The 14,991-nt window shown below is 54.7% G+C and carries 14 protein-coding genes and 1 pseudogene; 14 read left to right on the top strand and 1 reads right to left on the bottom strand.

The features are described from left to right. Positions 1 to 14 precede the first annotated feature (14 nt). Entirely contained in the window at positions 15 to 419 is a 405-nt protein-coding gene (locus CV945_RS08750; RefSeq protein ID WP_033008272.1) for a hypothetical protein, read from the top strand. A 99-nt stretch (positions 420 to 518) separates the two neighbouring features. Here the strand turns inward: CV945_RS08750 and CV945_RS08745 are convergent. Further along, a pseudogene (locus CV945_RS08745) lies at positions 519 to 776 on the bottom strand (DUF2935 domain-containing protein); the annotation flags it as partial. Positions 777 to 1,072: 296 nt separating this feature from the next. On the opposite strand from CV945_RS08745, the gene CV945_RS08740 reads away from it, so the two are divergent. The 13 genes from CV945_RS08740 to CV945_RS08680 all read left to right on the top strand — a co-directional run bounded on the left by CV945_RS08740 (position 1,073) and on the right by CV945_RS08680 (position 14,795). Continuing rightward, positions 1,073 to 2,377, top strand: coding sequence for a superoxide dismutase (locus CV945_RS08740; RefSeq protein WP_100659586.1), 1,305 nt, complete (start codon positions 1,073 to 1,075; stop codon positions 2,375 to 2,377). A 349-nt stretch (positions 2,378 to 2,726) separates the two neighbouring features. Continuing rightward, positions 2,727 to 3,875, top strand: coding sequence for a D-alanyl-D-alanine carboxypeptidase family protein (locus CV945_RS08735; protein ID WP_100659585.1), 1,149 nt, complete (start codon positions 2,727 to 2,729; stop codon positions 3,873 to 3,875). Continuing rightward, complete coding sequence (locus tag CV945_RS08730; protein WP_011231767.1) at positions 3,868 to 4,464, top strand: nucleoside recognition domain-containing protein; 597 nt, start codon at positions 3,868 to 3,870, stop codon at positions 4,462 to 4,464. The genes CV945_RS08735 and CV945_RS08730 overlap by 8 nt, the downstream gene beginning before the upstream one ends. Next, complete coding sequence (locus CV945_RS08725) at positions 4,464 to 4,997, top strand: spore maturation protein (RefSeq protein ID WP_011231766.1); 534 nt, start codon at positions 4,464 to 4,466, stop codon at positions 4,995 to 4,997. Before CV945_RS08730 ends, CV945_RS08725 begins: the two co-directional genes overlap by 1 nt. A gap of 132 nt (positions 4,998 to 5,129) precedes the next feature. Next, the gene (locus CV945_RS08720) at positions 5,130 to 5,861 is read left to right on the top strand and encodes a pseudouridine synthase (RefSeq protein ID WP_063330668.1); all 732 of its coding nucleotides are present in this window, start codon (positions 5,130 to 5,132) and stop codon (positions 5,859 to 5,861) included. Between the two features lie 142 nt (positions 5,862 to 6,003). After that, entirely contained in the window at positions 6,004 to 6,528 is a 525-nt protein-coding gene (resA, locus tag CV945_RS08715) for a thiol-disulfide oxidoreductase ResA (RefSeq protein WP_063330669.1), read from the top strand. Positions 6,529 to 6,541: 13 nt separating this feature from the next. Continuing rightward, positions 6,542 to 8,200: a cytochrome c biogenesis ResB family protein gene (locus tag CV945_RS08710; RefSeq protein ID WP_063165408.1), complete on the top strand. Its 1,659-nt coding sequence runs from the start codon at positions 6,542 to 6,544 to the stop codon at positions 8,198 to 8,200. Continuing rightward, positions 8,187 to 9,374 (top strand): c-type cytochrome biogenesis protein CcsB, encoded by a 1,188-nt coding sequence (gene ccsB / locus CV945_RS08705; protein ID WP_063330670.1) that lies wholly within the window; start codon positions 8,187 to 8,189, stop codon positions 9,372 to 9,374. The genes CV945_RS08710 and ccsB overlap by 14 nt, the downstream gene beginning before the upstream one ends. 96 nt (positions 9,375 to 9,470) lie before the next feature. Further along, positions 9,471 to 10,196 carry a response regulator transcription factor gene (locus CV945_RS08700; protein WP_304441583.1) on the top strand — a complete coding sequence of 242 codons (726 nt, stop codon included), beginning with the start codon at positions 9,471 to 9,473 and terminating at the stop codon, positions 10,194 to 10,196. Next, entirely contained in the window at positions 10,196 to 11,989 is a 1,794-nt protein-coding gene (locus tag CV945_RS08695; RefSeq protein WP_100659583.1) for an ATP-binding protein, read from the top strand. The genes CV945_RS08700 and CV945_RS08695 overlap by 1 nt, the downstream gene beginning before the upstream one ends. A 123-nt stretch (positions 11,990 to 12,112) precedes the next feature. Beyond that, positions 12,113 to 13,315, top strand: a complete 1,203-nt coding sequence (gene nagA, locus CV945_RS08690) for an N-acetylglucosamine-6-phosphate deacetylase (RefSeq protein ID WP_100659582.1) — start codon at positions 12,113 to 12,115, stop codon at positions 13,313 to 13,315. After that, positions 13,306 to 14,067, top strand: a complete 762-nt coding sequence (gene nagB / locus CV945_RS08685) for a glucosamine-6-phosphate deaminase (RefSeq protein WP_100659581.1) — start codon at positions 13,306 to 13,308, stop codon at positions 14,065 to 14,067. The genes nagA and nagB overlap by 10 nt, the downstream gene beginning before the upstream one ends. Continuing rightward, entirely contained in the window at positions 14,064 to 14,795 is a 732-nt protein-coding gene (locus tag CV945_RS08680; RefSeq protein WP_100659580.1) for a GntR family transcriptional regulator, read from the top strand. Before nagB ends, CV945_RS08680 begins: the two co-directional genes overlap by 4 nt. Positions 14,796 to 14,991 lie beyond the last annotated feature (196 nt).

Raw genomic sequence — 14,991 nt, 5'->3', positions numbered from 1 at the left:
GAAGGGGTGCGCTCATGAACATTTGCCGCCTGCACGGCGAAGAATTGCAAAAATCGCAGTCGAATACGTTTGAGGACTACTTCAACCGATCGGAAGTCACGTACCGCGACGGCGGCGAAGAGCGGACGCTGTCTGTTTTGTATTTGCGCCATTTTGAGACAGCATTGCTTGAGCTGCTGCCATATGAAGGCGATCCGCTGTTTGCTGTCAACGGGCGCGACATCTATTTGCGCGACATCGTCGCCCTCGTTTGCTTATGGAAAAATCCGGAATACCGACAGCGCCGGCGCGTCTATATTCATGACGAAGGCGAATTGCGCCGCTATTTTGCTGCTCTTGACACCGAGGCGCTGGAGGCGCTTGTCGGCGAATGGGCGGAAACCGGCGCATGCCGCTTGCCAGAGCGCGCGCCGCAGTGAAACAAAAGCCGTGTGTTCCGTGCTCGGCGGGGCCGGCAAAACGGCTATACGGGCAAGAAAAAGCGGTTCCTTCGGGCGAACCGCTTTTTCTCATGCCGGCTATTCCGTCCGCGGCTTGGTCGGGTCGCACGCCGGTGGCTTCACCTCGCCGGTAGTCTCGGCCAGCTTTTGCAAGTAGTAACATTCTTCGCGCGCCATATGGTCGGCCATCAGCGGCGACAGCACACCAAGCACTTCATTGTTTAATTCCATCTCCTCGAGTTCGTGCAAAAAGCTTTGGAAAATGGCCATTTCCAGCTCGATTTGACGGTGGAAGCGGGAAAGCGCCGGAAACTGATGAACGTTAGCCCGCAAGTAGCTTTCGGCGAGCGCTTCAACAATAAACCGGCAATGGTCGCCAAGAATTTGCATCCAAAAACGGAGTTCAAAAAGCGCTTCTTGCTCAATCGGTTGGCTCATTCGTTTTTTCGCAGAGCGCGTCGCACAGGGGAATGCGACGATTCTGCTTTTCCCTCCTTGCTATGTTTTGCCTATGTTGATCATCTCGCTCCTATATGTATGTGCGGTTAGGAATTTGGGTGAATGCGGACAAGAACGATTTTCCCAGGCCGGCATACGATATGGCGAAAAAAGCAGGAGGAGGTTTTTACCAAATGGACGACCAAACGTTATTCGCCCGGTATGCGGCTGAGGTGAACGAATGGGGAGAACAGGTCAAGCAGGTGCTGGCGCTGCGCGGAGCCAGCACGGATGGCGCTTCGGCGCTGCTGAAGTTTATCGCCGAACATGACGGAGCGTGGACGGAAGAGGCAATCCGCGAACTCACGCGCCTTGTGGATGACGTGTACGCCGCTGCGCTTCGCCATTATGCCATCGAAGCGGCTGAGTGGGGGAGACAAATGGAGCACGCCCTATCCGCGCGCGGAGCGGCGGATGACATCGGCCTTTCTTCTTTGTTGGCGCGCATTGAAGAACACGACGGCGAGTGGACGGAGGAGGAGATTGGTCAACTGCAACGCCTTGTTGACGATGTGTATGTTCGAGCCGTTCGCCTTGTCGAACCAGTAGCCGGCGGACAGGAGGAAAACTCGCCGCGGCGGGAAGAAGCAGCCGTTTTGCTTGAGCAGGAAGGCGGCGGAGAACCAAGCGTTGAGGAGATCGTCACACACGGGGGAGATACCGAACAAGAGCCGGCCGCGGCGGCGGAACGGGCGGAGCCGATTGCATCCTCATCGGCGGATTCCGCTGATGGCGGGCAGTTGCACAAGGAAAAGACGATTGACGAAGAGCAGCGGCAAGAGGAAGGCGAGGCCGATGGTGAACGGCAACAGCCGATCCCGCCCGGCAGGCATGTGCTGCCGCCTTTGCCGTACAGCTATGATGCGCTTGAACCCCATATTTCCGAAGAAATTATGCGCCTTCACCATACGAAGCATCATCAAAGCTACGTCGACGGTCTGAACAAGGCGGAGCGCATGATGGCCGAAGCGCGCCGGACGAACAATTTTGAACTGCTGAAGCATTGGGAGCGGGAAGCGGCGTTCCACGGTTCGGGGCATTATTTGCATACCATTTTTTGGTATAATATGCATCCGGAAGGCGGCGGCGAACCGCGCGGAGAGCTGCGGGCGCAACTGGAACGCGATTTTGGCAGTTTTGCTGCGTTCCGGCGCCATTTTACCGAAGCGGCCAAAAGCGCCGAAGGGGTCGGCTGGGCGCTGCTCGTTTGGGCGCCGCGAGCGCACCGTCTGGAAATTTTGCAGGCGGAAAAACACCAGCTCATGGCGCAATGGGATGTGATCCCGCTTCTCGTGCTTGATGTGTGGGAGCATGCCTACTATTTGCAATACAAAAATGATCGGGCGGCGTACATCGAACATTGGTGGAACGTCGTCAACTGGCGCAACGTTGAAGAACGCTTTCATGAGGCGCAGAAGCTTCGTTGGCAGCCGTTTTAAACGGGCGGGGGGGAACCCCCTGCCCGTTTTTTTGGGAGAGCAGGCGCTGCGATCCATCAGGACACCTGTCCGCCGTTTCAAGGAGCGGCTTTCTCTTTGCAGGGAAAATGTCATCAACGCGCCCAGCGCAAGCGCCGGAGCGGATCGTTCAGGCTGTCTCCCCTTGCAACAGCATTTTTTCATCATATTTGTCCCATCGAGGCATACACTTGTACAAAACGCGGCTTTGGGGTTCAGCCTGTTTCCGTCGCGACGTTTCTTCGGCTGCGGCCCGTTCAGCCTAATCGGAAAGGAGGAACAGGCGATTCCTCCCCGCTCCTTAAAGGAGGGGGATCCTCGCCGATATGAGATGAATAAGCAGAAGCGGCTCATTGCGCTCATTCTTGCACTCGCTGCGGGGATTATGGCATTTGTTCCAGAGCGGATGCGCGCTATGGATGGGGTGAGCGCAAAAAGCGCGATTTTGATAGAGCAGCATTCCGGGCGGGTTTTGTTTGCCAAGGATGCCTATACAAAACGGCGCATCGCCAGCATTACGAAAATTATGACCGCCATTTTGGCGATTGAATCGGGGAAGATGGACGACACGGTGACGGTCAGCGCCCGCGCTGTCCGGACCGAAGGGTCGTCAATTTACTTGCGCCAAGGGGAGAAAATCAAACTGCGCGATTTGGTATATGGGCTGATGCTTCGTTCCGGCAACGACGCGGCGGTGGCCATCGCTGAACATGTCGGCGGCAGCGTCGAAGGATTTGTTTTTTTAATGAACCAAAAAGCGGCTGAAATCGGGATGCGTGATACCGAGTTTGCCAATCCGCACGGGTTGGATGACGCGGAAAACCACTACTCAACCGCGTACGATATGGCGCTGCTCATGCAATATGCGATGAAAAACAAAGAGTTTCGGCGCATCTCGGGGACGAAGGTGTACCGCGCCCCCGCTCCGCCCGGCGAAGACGGCGCGCGTGTGTGGCGAAATAAAAACAAGTTGTTGACAAGTCTTTACGAATATTGCACCGGCGGCAAAACCGGCTATACGAAACGGGCCCATCGCACGCTCGTGACGACGGCATCCAAAGGCGGCATCGATTTGATCGCCGTGACGTTGGATGCACCGGACGATTGGAATGACCATATCGCTATGTACGAATATGGATTTTCTCATTATCACATCGCCAAAGTGAGCAGCGAGCGGGTGGTCGACAAAATTTCTGATCCGTTTTACCGCGGGCGGCTGCGTGCAGCCCGCGATTTGCAATATCCGGTGACCGAACAGGAGACGGGAGAGCTGCGGGTGAAAGTATATTTGTTGAAGCCGCGCAAGGGATGGGAAAAATACCCAGAACGGGCGCCGACAGAGGTCGGAAAGGCGGTGCTTTATTTGCATCAAAAGGCGGTTGATTCGGTGCCGCTGCTGTATGAACCGGGAAAGGAAGGAAGCGGCCGAGGGTTTTTATGGCAAGTATTTCGCTTTTTAGGTGTGAGAAGCGATGGTTAACCTCATTTGGGTGATGATGGCGGTCATTGGCATCGTCTTTGCGGCGGCCAACGGCACGATGGACGAAGTGAACAAAGCGGTGTTTGAAAGCGCCAAAGAAGCGGTGACGATCAGCATCGGCATGGTCAGCATTTTAGTGTTTTGGCTCGGGCTGATGGCGATCGCTGAACGCGCCGGCTTGCTTGACAAAGCGGCGCGCCTGTTTATGCCGCTCGTACGCCGCTTGTTTCCAGAGGTGCCGCCCGGCCATCCTGCGCTCGGCTATATCGTCTCGAATATGGTCGCCAACATGTTCGGCCTTGGCAATGCGGCGACGCCGATGGGCATAAAGGCGATGGAGCAGCTAAAAAAGCTCAACGGCGGCCGCGACGAGGCTAGCCGGTCGATGGTGACGTTTTTGGCCATGAACACATCAGGCATTACGCTCATTCCGGCGACCGTCATCTCGATCCGCATGACGTACGGTTCAGCGGCGCCGAGCGAGATCATTGGGACGACGATCGTCGCTTCGACGATTTCGACGATTGGGGCGGTATTGATTGACCGGTACTATTATTGGAAACGGATGCGGAAAGGCAGGAAGCCATAATGGCCATCGTCCAACTTCTTTCTGTTTGGCTGATCCCTGCGCTCATTGCTTTTATTTTGCTTTACGGTACAGCAAAGAAAGTGCCGACGTACGAAGCGTTTGTGGAAGGCGGCAAGGAAGGGATCGAGATCGCGTTTTCGCTCATCCCGTATTTGGTCGGCATGTTGGTGTCGGTCGCCATTTTCCGAGCCTCAGGGGCGCTTGATGCCATGATGGAAGTGATCAAACCACTGGCTGATGCCATTGGACTGCCGGCCGAAGTCGTTCCGCTTGCGGCTCTCCGCACGCTTTCCGGCACGGCGGCGCTCGGCATGACGACCGATTTGATCGCTACTTACGGCCCGGATTCGTTCATCGGGCGCCTTGCTTCTACGATCCAAGGCAGTACGGAGACGACGCTTTACGTGCTCACCGTCTATTTTGGCGCCGTCGGCGTCAAAAAAATGGGCGATGCGTTAAAAGTCGGCATTTTGGCCGACATTCTCAGCTTTATTGTTTCTGTTTTCATCGTTTTGTTTGTATTCGGGCGCTAGCGGCGCCTTTTTTCGTTCCCGCCGTTCGGCGGGTTTTTTGTTTGCAAAGGGAGCGGGAAAGGTGAAAAATAAAAGTGCCGCGCTTGTATCTGTTAGACGGAAAGGGTAAGATGATGAAAGAGGTGAGAGAGAATGGAACGGCTGCAAAAAGTGATTGCCCGCGCTGGTTTGGCATCAAGGCGCAAGGCGGAAGAAATGATTTTGCAAGGGCGGGTGAAAGTCAACGGCCGCGTTGTCACGGAGCTTGGCGTCAAGGTCGGACCGCGAGATGAGGTCGAAGTCGACGGCATTCCGGTCGAGCGCGAGGAGCCGGTGTATTATTTGCTGTACAAGCCGCGCGGCGTCATCTCGAGCGTCAAAGATGACAAAGGGCGCAAAGTGGTGACCGATTTTTTCAAGGATTTGGACAAACGCATTTACCCAGTCGGGCGGCTTGACTACGATACGTCCGGCCTGCTCTTGTTGACGAATGACGGCGATTTTGCCAATTTGCTGATGCATCCGCGCTATGAGATCGAGAAGGTGTACGTCGCTAAAGTGAAAGGCATCCCGACGCGCGAGCAGCTGAAGCAGCTCGAGCAAGGGGTGATGCTGGAAGACGGCATGACGGCGCCGGCGAAGGTGAAACTGCTCTCCGCTGACCGAAAAAAGCGGACGGCGATTGTCGAAATCCGCATCCATGAAGGGCGGAACCGGCAAGTGCGCCGCATGTTTGAGGCGATCGGCTGTGAAGTGATGAAACTGAAGCGCGAACGGTATGCGTTTCTTGATTTAAAAGGGCTTCGTCCCGGCGAATACCGCGAGCTGACACCGCACGAGGTGAAGCTGCTGCGCGTCCTTGCCCAATCCGGCGGGCGAAAATGACGAAGATTGTCACATAACGTTCATATCCTTGCACAGCAGGCTGAATAAAACTTTGCTATAATGGAAAATGAGAGATTGTGAACCGCTTGCCTCCCCTCTACCGTTGGCTGTGGGGGAGGAGAAACGTAAAGGGGTTTGAACGATGAAAAAGCAACATCGCCTAGTGATGAGAACGGTTATTTTGCTCGTGCTTTTGGCGGCGATCGGCTATACGATTTACACGAATTTTTTCACGGAGAAAACGGCTGTCGCTGTTGGTTCGACGGCGCCTGATTTTGTGCTGACCGATTTGAAAGGGCATGAACATCGTCTTTCAGACTATCGCGGCAAAGGCGTTTTTTTGAACTTTTGGGGAACGTGGTGCAAGCCGTGCGAGCGGGAGATGCCGTATATGAACGAGCTGTACCCGATTTACAAAAAACAAGGGGTTGAAATTTTGGCTGTCAATGTCGGTGAACCGAAGTTGAGCGTTGAAAAGTTCGCGGAACGGTTCGGCCTGACATTTCCGATTGTGATCGACCGTCAAGATCAAGTGTTGAACGCCTATAATGTCGGCCCGCTGCCAACCACGTTTTTGATTGACAAAAACGGCGAAGTGAAGAAAATCATCACCGGCGCGATGACAAAAGCAGACATTCAGCGCCATTTGGAAAGCATCAAACCGTAAGGAGTTTTGCGCCATGGAACACGTCAAATGCGAATGCGGCCATGTCAATCCGCACGGCACGGCGTTTTGTGAGTCGTGCGGCAAGCCGCTTGCCGATTTGGGAGAAAAACTGATTTTGGACATGCGCTACGAAGGAAGCGCGCGCCGGTCACAAACGTACAACCGAACGATCGTCGACCAAATTTGGGCGTTTTTCTCCTCGGTCAAAGTTGGGGTAGCGCTCATCGTCATCACGCTCATCGCTTCGGCCGTCGGTACGATTTTTCCGCAAGAAATGTATATCCCGCCGAACGTGAATCCGGCTGAATACTACGAAGAGCAGTACGGTTGGGCAGGGAAGCTGTATTATGAGCTCGGCTTTAACAACTTGTACGGCTCATGGTGGTACATTTTGCTCATCGCCTTAATCGGCGTTTCGCTTGTCATTTGCAGCTTGGACCGGGTCGTTCCGCTTTACCGCGCCTTGAAGCGGCAAGGGGTGAAGCGCCATCCGCGCTTTTTAGAGCGGCAGCGGCTGTTTGGCGTTTCGCGCGTCGGCGATATGGACAAGGCGGTCGCTCTGCTGAAAGAGCGGCTCGCCAAGCAACGATACCGCATCCGCGAAGAAGGCGGCCATCTGCTCGCCGAAAAAGGGCGCTTTTCCCGCTGGGGACCGTATGTGAACCATGTTGGCCTGATCATCTTCTTAATCGGGGCCATGCTTCGCTCGGTGCCGGGCATGTACATTGATGAGGTGATGTGGATTCGCGAAGGGGAAACGAAAGAAATCCCAGGGACTGACGGCCAGTACTTTTTAAAAAGTGAAAAGTTTATTTTTGACACGTACAAAAAAGGCGAAGACAATGAAGTGTTTAATGCCGCCATCGACCGTGTCGGCGATGGCATGATTGCGGAAAACTATCAGACAAATGTCGTCTTGTATAAGCGCGTCGACCCGACAGTCGCCGGCGCCAAACCGAAGCTCGAAAAGGTGAAAGAATATTCGATTCGCGTCAACGAACCGCTGAAATTCAACCATTACGCACTCTATCAAGTCGATTTCCGGCTGAACGAGCCGAAAACGATGTCGTTCCAACTGGCGGATAAACAGTCGGGAAAAACGTTCGGCACGGTAGCGATCGACTTGTACGATCCAAAAGAAACGTACGACCTCGGACGGGGGTATCGCGTCGAGCTATTAAGCTATTTTCCTGACTTTGAGTTTGACGAAGACGGCAACCCGTCGACAAAATCGCGCGTGCCGAACAATCCGGCGTTCGTCTTTAAAATGTATGCGCCGGATCGACCGGAAGGGGAAGTCAGTTTCGTCGCCATCCAACAAACGATCGAACCGTTTGGCGACAACAAATATAAAATGGCGTTTGCGGGGCTTGAGACGCGCAACGTCTCTGGCTTGACCGTCCGCCGCGATTTCACGCTTTGGATTTTAGGGGTGGGCGGCGCGATTTTCATGATCGGGCTCATCCAAGGAATGTATTGGAATCACCGCCGTATTTGGGTGCAGCGGGTGAACGGCGAATTATGGATCGCCGCACATACGAATAAAAACTGGTTCGGCTTGAAAAACGAGCTGCGCCGCCTGCTTGACGGCACCGGCTTAACGATGCCGGCCGATCGGCTCGAGGAAGAGAAAAAAGCCGGACAAGGAGGACAAGCGCATGGCACAGCTTAGCAGCACATTGCTATATATTTCGTTCGTTTTCTATTTGATTGGCACGTTTCTTTTCGGCGGCGCCATTCGCGACAAACGGAAGGAGCGGCAAGGAAAAGACCGCTGGTCGCAGCTTGGCATTGCTGTGACGATCATCGGCTTTCTTACTCAAGTCGGTTATTTTGTGACGCGCTGGATCGCTGCCGGGCATGCTCCGGTGAGCAATTTGTTCGAGTTTATAACGTTTTTCGGCATGATGCTTGTCGCTGCTTTTATCATTGTTTATTTCATTTACCGGTTGAGCGTGCTCGGCCTGTTTGCGCTGCCGGTCGCGTTGCTCCTTATCGCCTATGCGAGCATGTTTCCGCGGGAAATTTCGCCGCTCATTCCCGCCTTGCAAAGCGATTGGCTGTACATTCACGTCACGACTGCGGCGGCCGGGGAGGCGATTTTGGCCATCAGCTTTGTCGCCGGACTCATTTATTTGATCCGTGTCGTCGACCAGTCGAAACCGTCGAAGCGCACGTTTTGGCTCGAAGCCGTCATGTTTTGCTTAGTAACCACGCTCGGTTTCGTCATCGTTTCGACAGCGTTCGGGCTTTCTGGGTATGAGGCGAAATTTTCGTGGATTGACAAGAACGATCAACCAGCGGAAGTCGAGTACCATATGCCGGCGCTCGTTGGGCCGCACAAAGGGGAGCTTATGAAAGAAAGCGCCGGCCGCATGAAGCCGCTTGTTGAGATGCCGGCGATCATTAACGCGAAAAAGTTGAATACCGTCATTTGGTCGTTGATGGCGGGGGCGGTCTTGTACATCGCGCTTCGCCTCGCATTACGCAAACGCATCGCAGCGGCGCTGCAGCCGCTTGTGAAAAACGTCAATTTGGATTTAACCGATGAAATTTGCTATCGAGCTGTAGCGATCGGATTCCCGGTGTTTACGCTCGGGGCGCTCATTTTTGCCATGATTTGGGCGCAAATCGCCTGGACGCGTTTTTGGGGCTGGGACCCGAAAGAAGTATGGGCGCTGATCACTTGGCTGTTTTACGCTGCCTTTTTGCACCTTCGTTTGTCAAAAGGCTGGCATGGTGAAAAGTCGGCATGGCTCGCCGTCATCGGCTTTGCCATTATTATGTTTAACTTAGTGGCGGTCAACCTCGTCATTGCGGGATTGCACTCGTACGCCGGAACATAATGGAAAACAACCGGATGCTCTGTTGGCGAGCATCCGGTTTTTCGGTAAACTAGAAAATAGGGAGTGTTTCCATTGATGATGGGAGGGTGCAAAGCATTGGAAAAACAAGAAAAAACCATCCGTATTTTAGTGGTTGACGATGAAGAGCGCATCCGGCGGCTCTTGAAAATGTATTTGGAGCGGGAAAACTATGTGATCGATGAGGCCGGCGACGGCAATGAAGCGTTGGAGAAGGCGTTGACGAATGATTATGACGTCATTTTGCTCGATCTGATGCTGCCGGGCAAAGATGGAATTGAGGTGTGCAAAGAAATCCGCGCGCAAAAAACGACGCCGATCATCATGTTGACGGCAAAAGGCGAAGAATCCAACCGCGTGCAAGGGTTTGAAGTCGGCACGGATGATTACATCGTCAAGCCGTTCAGTCCGCGCGAAGTCGTACTGCGCGTAAAAGCGCTGTTGCGCCGCGCGGCGAACGCCGCCTACGCGCCGGTGGAGACGACGGCGAAAGACGTGCTTGTGTTTCCGCATTTGACGATTGACAACGATGCCCACCGGGTGACGGTCGACGGCAAGGAAGTCAGCTTAACGCCGAAAGAATATGAGCTGCTTCTCTTTCTGGCCCGCTCGCCCGACAAAGTGTTCGACCGCGAACAGCTGTTGAAGGAAGTATGGCATTACGAATTTTTCGGCGACTTGCGCACGGTCGACACCCACATTAAACGGTTGCGCGAAAAGTTGAATAAAGCGTCGCCGCAGGCGGGAAAAATGATCGTCACCGTCTGGGGCGTCGGCTACAAGTTTGAGGCAGTGAACGACTGATGTGGCTGTTTCGCAGCGTCGTCGGCAAGCTATGGTTTACGATTTTGTTGCTCGTTTCGTGCGTGCTGTTTATTTTAAGCATTTTGCTTATTAAATTTTTGGAAGATTATTATGTGCAGGAAGCGGAAAACGACTTGACCCGCCTGGCGACAAAAGTGGCTGAGGTGATGCACGATTACCGCGACGAGCAGCTTGCCCGCTCGATCGCTTGGACGCTTGTGGACAATCGAACGAAAGCCGTCATCGTCGCCGATGAGTCGCACTATTGGTATTCGCCTAGCGATGCTGGGTTGGACAATATGCCGCTGTCGTCGATTCGCCAAGATCGGGACTTGCGGCGTGTGCTGACAGATGGGAAAACGGTGAAAAAGCGTTTGTATATGCTGGAGCGGCATCCAAAAGAAAAGCTGCCCCGTGATATGATCATTGTCGGCGTGCCGATGTCGATGCCGGATGGCAGCCGAGGAGCTGTGTTTATCTATCAGTCGCTCGAGGCGATCGCCGACGCGACGGAGCGGACGAAAGAGTTAATTTTTCTCGCCGCGTTTATCGCCATTGTCATGACGACGTTTTTTGCCTTTTTCTTGTCGACGCGCATCACCGCCCCGCTTCGGAAAATGCGGCAAGCCGCGTTCGAAATGGCGCGGGGCCATTTTGACATGAAAGTGCCGATTTTAACCAATGACGAAATCGGTGGGCTGGCGATGGCGTTCAACCAAATGGGAAGGCGGCTCCAATTTAACATCAACGCGCTGAACCAGGAAAAAGAACAGCTCGCCAGCATTTTAAGCAGCATGGCCGATGGCGTCTTGACGTTTAACCGCGACGGGGAAATTTTAATTACGAACCCGCCGGCGGAGCGGTTTTTGCAGGCGTGGTATTTTGAGCAAGGAAACGACGCGGAAGCGATGGCGCCGTTGCCGCCGCAAGTGAAAGAACTGTTCGCGCGCGTCGTCCGCGAGGAGAAGGAGCAGTCGACCGAAGTGACGCTGCAAGGGCGGACGTGGGTCATTTTAATGACGCCGCTGTACGGCAAAACGATGGTGCGCGGCGCGGTGGCTGTTTTGCGCGACATGACCGAAGAGCGGCGGCTTGACAAGCTGCGCAAAGACTTTATCGCCAACGTTTCGCACGAATTGCGCACGCCGATTGCCATGCTTCAAGGCTACAGCGAGGCGATCATCGACGATATCGCGGCGAGCGAAGAAGAGAAGAAAGAGATGGCGAAAGTCATTTATGACGAGTCGCTGCGCATGGGCCGCCTAGTGAATGATTTGCTTGATTTGGCGCGCATGGAAGCCGGGCATATCGAGCTGCACTATGAACAGGTGAAGCTCGCTCCGTATATTGAGCGGGTGATCCGCAAGTTTCACGGGCTGGCGAAAGAAAAGCAGATTGAGCTGACAGCCGAGTTTCGCGATCGGGACATCGAAATCGCTCTCGATCCGGATCGGATCGAACAGGTGCTGACGAACTTAATTGACAACGCCATCCGCCATACGGAATCGGGCGGCACAGTTCGCCTCATCATCGAACCAAGCGGCGACGGCGTGACGATCCATGTCCAAGACTCTGGTTCCGGCATTCCCGAAGAGGATTTGCCGTTTGTGTTTGAACGGTTTTACAAAGCCGATAAAGCGCGCACGCGCGGCCGTTCCGGCACCGGGTTGGGCCTTGCCATCGCCAAAAACATCGTCGAAGCGCATAAAGGGCTCATCACCGTTCACAGCAAACTGAACGAAGGAACGACGTTTTCGTTTTATTTGCCGGCCCGCGGGCCGAAAGGAGCGTAGCGCCGTTTGGAAGAGCGGGGAAGCCACGGCTTCCCTGCTTCTTTCACGTTGAAGTTTTTTTATAGTGGTATAGACAACTAGAATATATAATATTATTATAAAAGCAGAAGGTGTGAAATCGCGATGAAACGATGGATATTGAAAAATGCTGCGGTGTATGCAGAAGCAGACAACATTCAACAAGGGTATGTGCTGATCGAAGGGGAAAAAGTGGCGTCCATTGGCCCGATGTCGTCGTGCCCGGCAGAAGCGGGGGCGGAAGTGATCGAGCTTTCTCCACGGTTTGCTGTCGTGCCTGGTTTCATTGACGTTCATATCCACGGGGCGGCTGGAGCGGATGTTATGGATGCGACCCCGGAGGCGCTTGACAAGATGGCCAACGCCTTGCCGGCGGAAGGGACGACCAGTTTCCTGGCGACGACGATGACGGCGCCAAGCGAACAAATCGAAGCGGCGCTTCGAAATGTCGCCCGTTATATGGCCGAGGAGAATCGCCCAGGGGTGGCGGAGGTGCTCGGTGTTCATCTGGAAGGACCGTTTTTGTCGCCGAAGCGCGCCGGGGCGCAGCACCCGCGCCATCTCGCCGATCCGGACATCTCACTGTTCCAGCACTGGCAAAAGGCGGCAGGCGGCCACATCCGCCTTGTCACGCTTGCCCCGGAGCGGAACGGGGGGCTGGAACTTGCCTCCTACTTGAAACAGACGGGTGTGATCGCTTCGATCGGCCATTCCGATGCCGTTTACGACGAAGTAAAAGCGGCGGTCCATGCAGGGGTGACGCATGCGACCCACCTGTTCAATGGGATGCGCGGCATCCATCACCGTGAACCGGGTGTCGCCGGTGCGGTGCTTATGTTTGAAGAAGTGATGTGCGAGCTGATCGCCGACGGGTTGCACGTTGCGCCGCCGATGGTTCGCTTCGCTTACCGGAATAAAGGAAGCGAGGGGCTTATCTTAATCACCGACGCCATGCGGGCGAAATGTCTCGGCGATGGGAAGTATGATCTCGGCGGCCAAGAGGTGGAAGTCTGCGGCGGGGAGGCGCGGCTTGCCGACGGAACGCTGGCGGGAAGCGTGCTCAAGCTTGGCGAGGCCATCCGCCGTGTGCTCGACTATACGGGTTGCACGTTGGAAGAGGTGATCCGCATGGCGAGCTGGAATCCGGCGAAACAGCTTGGCGTGCTTGATCGGAAAGGCAGCTTGCGGCCCGGCAAAGACGCCGATGTCGTCGTGTTGAATGAACGATATGAAGTCATGATGACGTTTTGCCGTGGCGCCCTTGCCTATCGCAAGCAGGATGAAAGGGGTGAAGAGCGATGGCTTTGAAGCTTTTGAAAGCTGCTGACTACGCAGAGATGAGTCGCCAAGCGGCGGACATCATCATCAAACAAGTCAAGGAAAAGCCGAACGCCGTTCTCGGCTTGGCGACCGGCTCGACGATGCTCGGCGTGTACCGCGAATTGGCCGCCGATCATCGGCAGCATGGGACATCGTATCGGCTCGTGCGCACGGTCAATTTGGATGAATACGTAGGCCTTGGCCCGGATCATCCGAACAGTTATCGCCATTATATGAATGAGCATTTGTTTTCAAAGCTTGACATCCCGCTTCACGAGACGCATGTGCCGAACGGCTTGGCCGCTGATCTTGACGAAGAATGCCGCCGCTACGAGCGGCTCATCGATGAAGTGGGCGGCATCGATTTGCAGCTCTTGGGCATCGGCCGCAACGGCCATATCGGCTTTAACGAACCAGGGACGCCGTTTTCATCGCCGACCCATGTCGTCGAGCTTGCCGAATCTACGCGCAAGGCAAACGCCCGCTTTTTTGGGTCGTTGGATGACGTGCCGCGCCGTGCCATTACGATGGGGATTGCGACCATTTTGCGCAGCCGCCGCCTCGTGCTGTTGGCGTCGGGACGAGAAAAAGCAGAGGCCATGGCTCGGCTTTTAGAGGGCGTTGTCACACCGGACTTGCCGGCTTCAGCGCTTCACCTTCATCCGGACGTGACGATCATCGCCGACCGAGAGGCGCTCTCGCTCATCCCAAAGGAAAAGCGGCGGGTGGATGCGCCGTGATCGATAAACAGTCGCCGATTCCGATTTACTATCAGCTCGAGCAATATATGAAAGAAAAGATCGAAAAAGGGGAGTGGCAGCCGGGCGAAATGATCCCGTCTGAGCGCGAGTTGGCGGAAATGTATGACATCAGCCGGATGACCGTTCGGCAGGCGGTCAACAATTTAGTGAACGATGGCTATCTCATCCGCCGGCGCGGGAAGGGGACGTTTGTCGCCGCCCAAAAAATCGAGCAGCCGCTGAAAGGGCTGACGAGCTTTTCCGAAGATATGCGGGCGCGCAGCATGGAGCCCGGCACGATCGTCCTCAGCTTTGAGATGGTTCCAGCTTCCAAGAAACTCGCTGAAGGGCTTGGCGTCACGGAAGGCGATGACCTTTACGAAGTCCGCCGCCTTCGGTTGGCCGACGGCTTGCCGATGGCGTTGGAGACGCTGTACATTCCGGTCAATCTCGTCCCCGGACTGACGCGTGATGTTGTAAGCGGTTCCGTCTATGAATTTATCGAAAAAGAAAAAGGGATGATCATCGGCTCCGCTGTTCAAACATTGGAAGCCTCGGTCGCCCGCAAGGTGGAGGCGGAGCATCTGAAGATGAAAGAAGGGGCTCCGGTGCTATTGCTTGAGCGCCGCACGCACCTTGTCGACGGTCGGCCGCTTGAAGTCGTCAAATCGGTGTACCGCGGCGACCGGTACAAATTTATGATTGAGATGAGAAGGGGAGGATCATGATGTTAGGGTTTTTACAGACCCGCGAGCGAGAAAGCCCACTCCTTTAGGGATGGGATGAAAGCGAGCCGTTTTTCCAATATTGAATGATTTTATAAAAACCCGTGGTGCTAGATAAACTTGATCAAGCATAAAAATAGCCCTTGCTGGCGGATCTCCAGTAGAATGAAAGTGTCACCCAACATTCGAAAGGAGAGAT

It is taken from the genome of Geobacillus sp. Manikaran-105 (genome assembly GCF_002809955.1).
GTDB classification, from domain to species: Bacteria; Bacillota; Bacilli; order Bacillales; family Anoxybacillaceae; genus Geobacillus; species Geobacillus thermophilus.
Note: the sequence above shows the minus strand (reverse complement) of the source record. Positions and strands in the feature narration are given on the sequence as shown.

What these genes read in the sequence shown, in the direction of transcription:
- CV945_RS08735 (WP_100659585.1), top strand. Translation starts at nt 2,727, where the DNA reads ATGAATAAGCAGAAGCGGCTCATTGCGCTCATTCTTGCACTCGCTGCG.
- CV945_RS08750 (WP_033008272.1), top strand. Translation starts at nt 15, where the DNA reads ATGAACATTTGCCGCCTGCACGGCGAAGAATTGCAAAAATCGCAGTCG.
- CV945_RS08740 (WP_100659586.1), top strand. Translation starts at nt 1,073, where the DNA reads ATGGACGACCAAACGTTATTCGCCCGGTATGCGGCTGAGGTGAACGAA.
- nagB (WP_100659581.1), top strand. Translation starts at nt 13,306, where the DNA reads ATGGCTTTGAAGCTTTTGAAAGCTGCTGACTACGCAGAGATGAGTCGC.
- CV945_RS08725 (WP_011231766.1), top strand. Translation starts at nt 4,464, where the DNA reads ATGGCCATCGTCCAACTTCTTTCTGTTTGGCTGATCCCTGCGCTCATT.
- resA (WP_063330669.1), top strand. Translation starts at nt 6,004, where the DNA reads ATGAAAAAGCAACATCGCCTAGTGATGAGAACGGTTATTTTGCTCGTG.
- CV945_RS08695 (WP_100659583.1), top strand. Translation starts at nt 10,196, where the DNA reads ATGTGGCTGTTTCGCAGCGTCGTCGGCAAGCTATGGTTTACGATTTTG.
- ccsB (WP_063330670.1), top strand. Translation starts at nt 8,187, where the DNA reads ATGGCACAGCTTAGCAGCACATTGCTATATATTTCGTTCGTTTTCTAT.
- CV945_RS08730 (WP_011231767.1), top strand. Translation starts at nt 3,868, where the DNA reads ATGGTTAACCTCATTTGGGTGATGATGGCGGTCATTGGCATCGTCTTT.
- CV945_RS08710 (WP_063165408.1), top strand. Translation starts at nt 6,542, where the DNA reads ATGGAACACGTCAAATGCGAATGCGGCCATGTCAATCCGCACGGCACG.
- nagA (WP_100659582.1), top strand. Translation starts at nt 12,113, where the DNA reads ATGAAACGATGGATATTGAAAAATGCTGCGGTGTATGCAGAAGCAGAC.
- CV945_RS08720 (WP_063330668.1), top strand. Translation starts at nt 5,130, where the DNA reads ATGGAACGGCTGCAAAAAGTGATTGCCCGCGCTGGTTTGGCATCAAGG.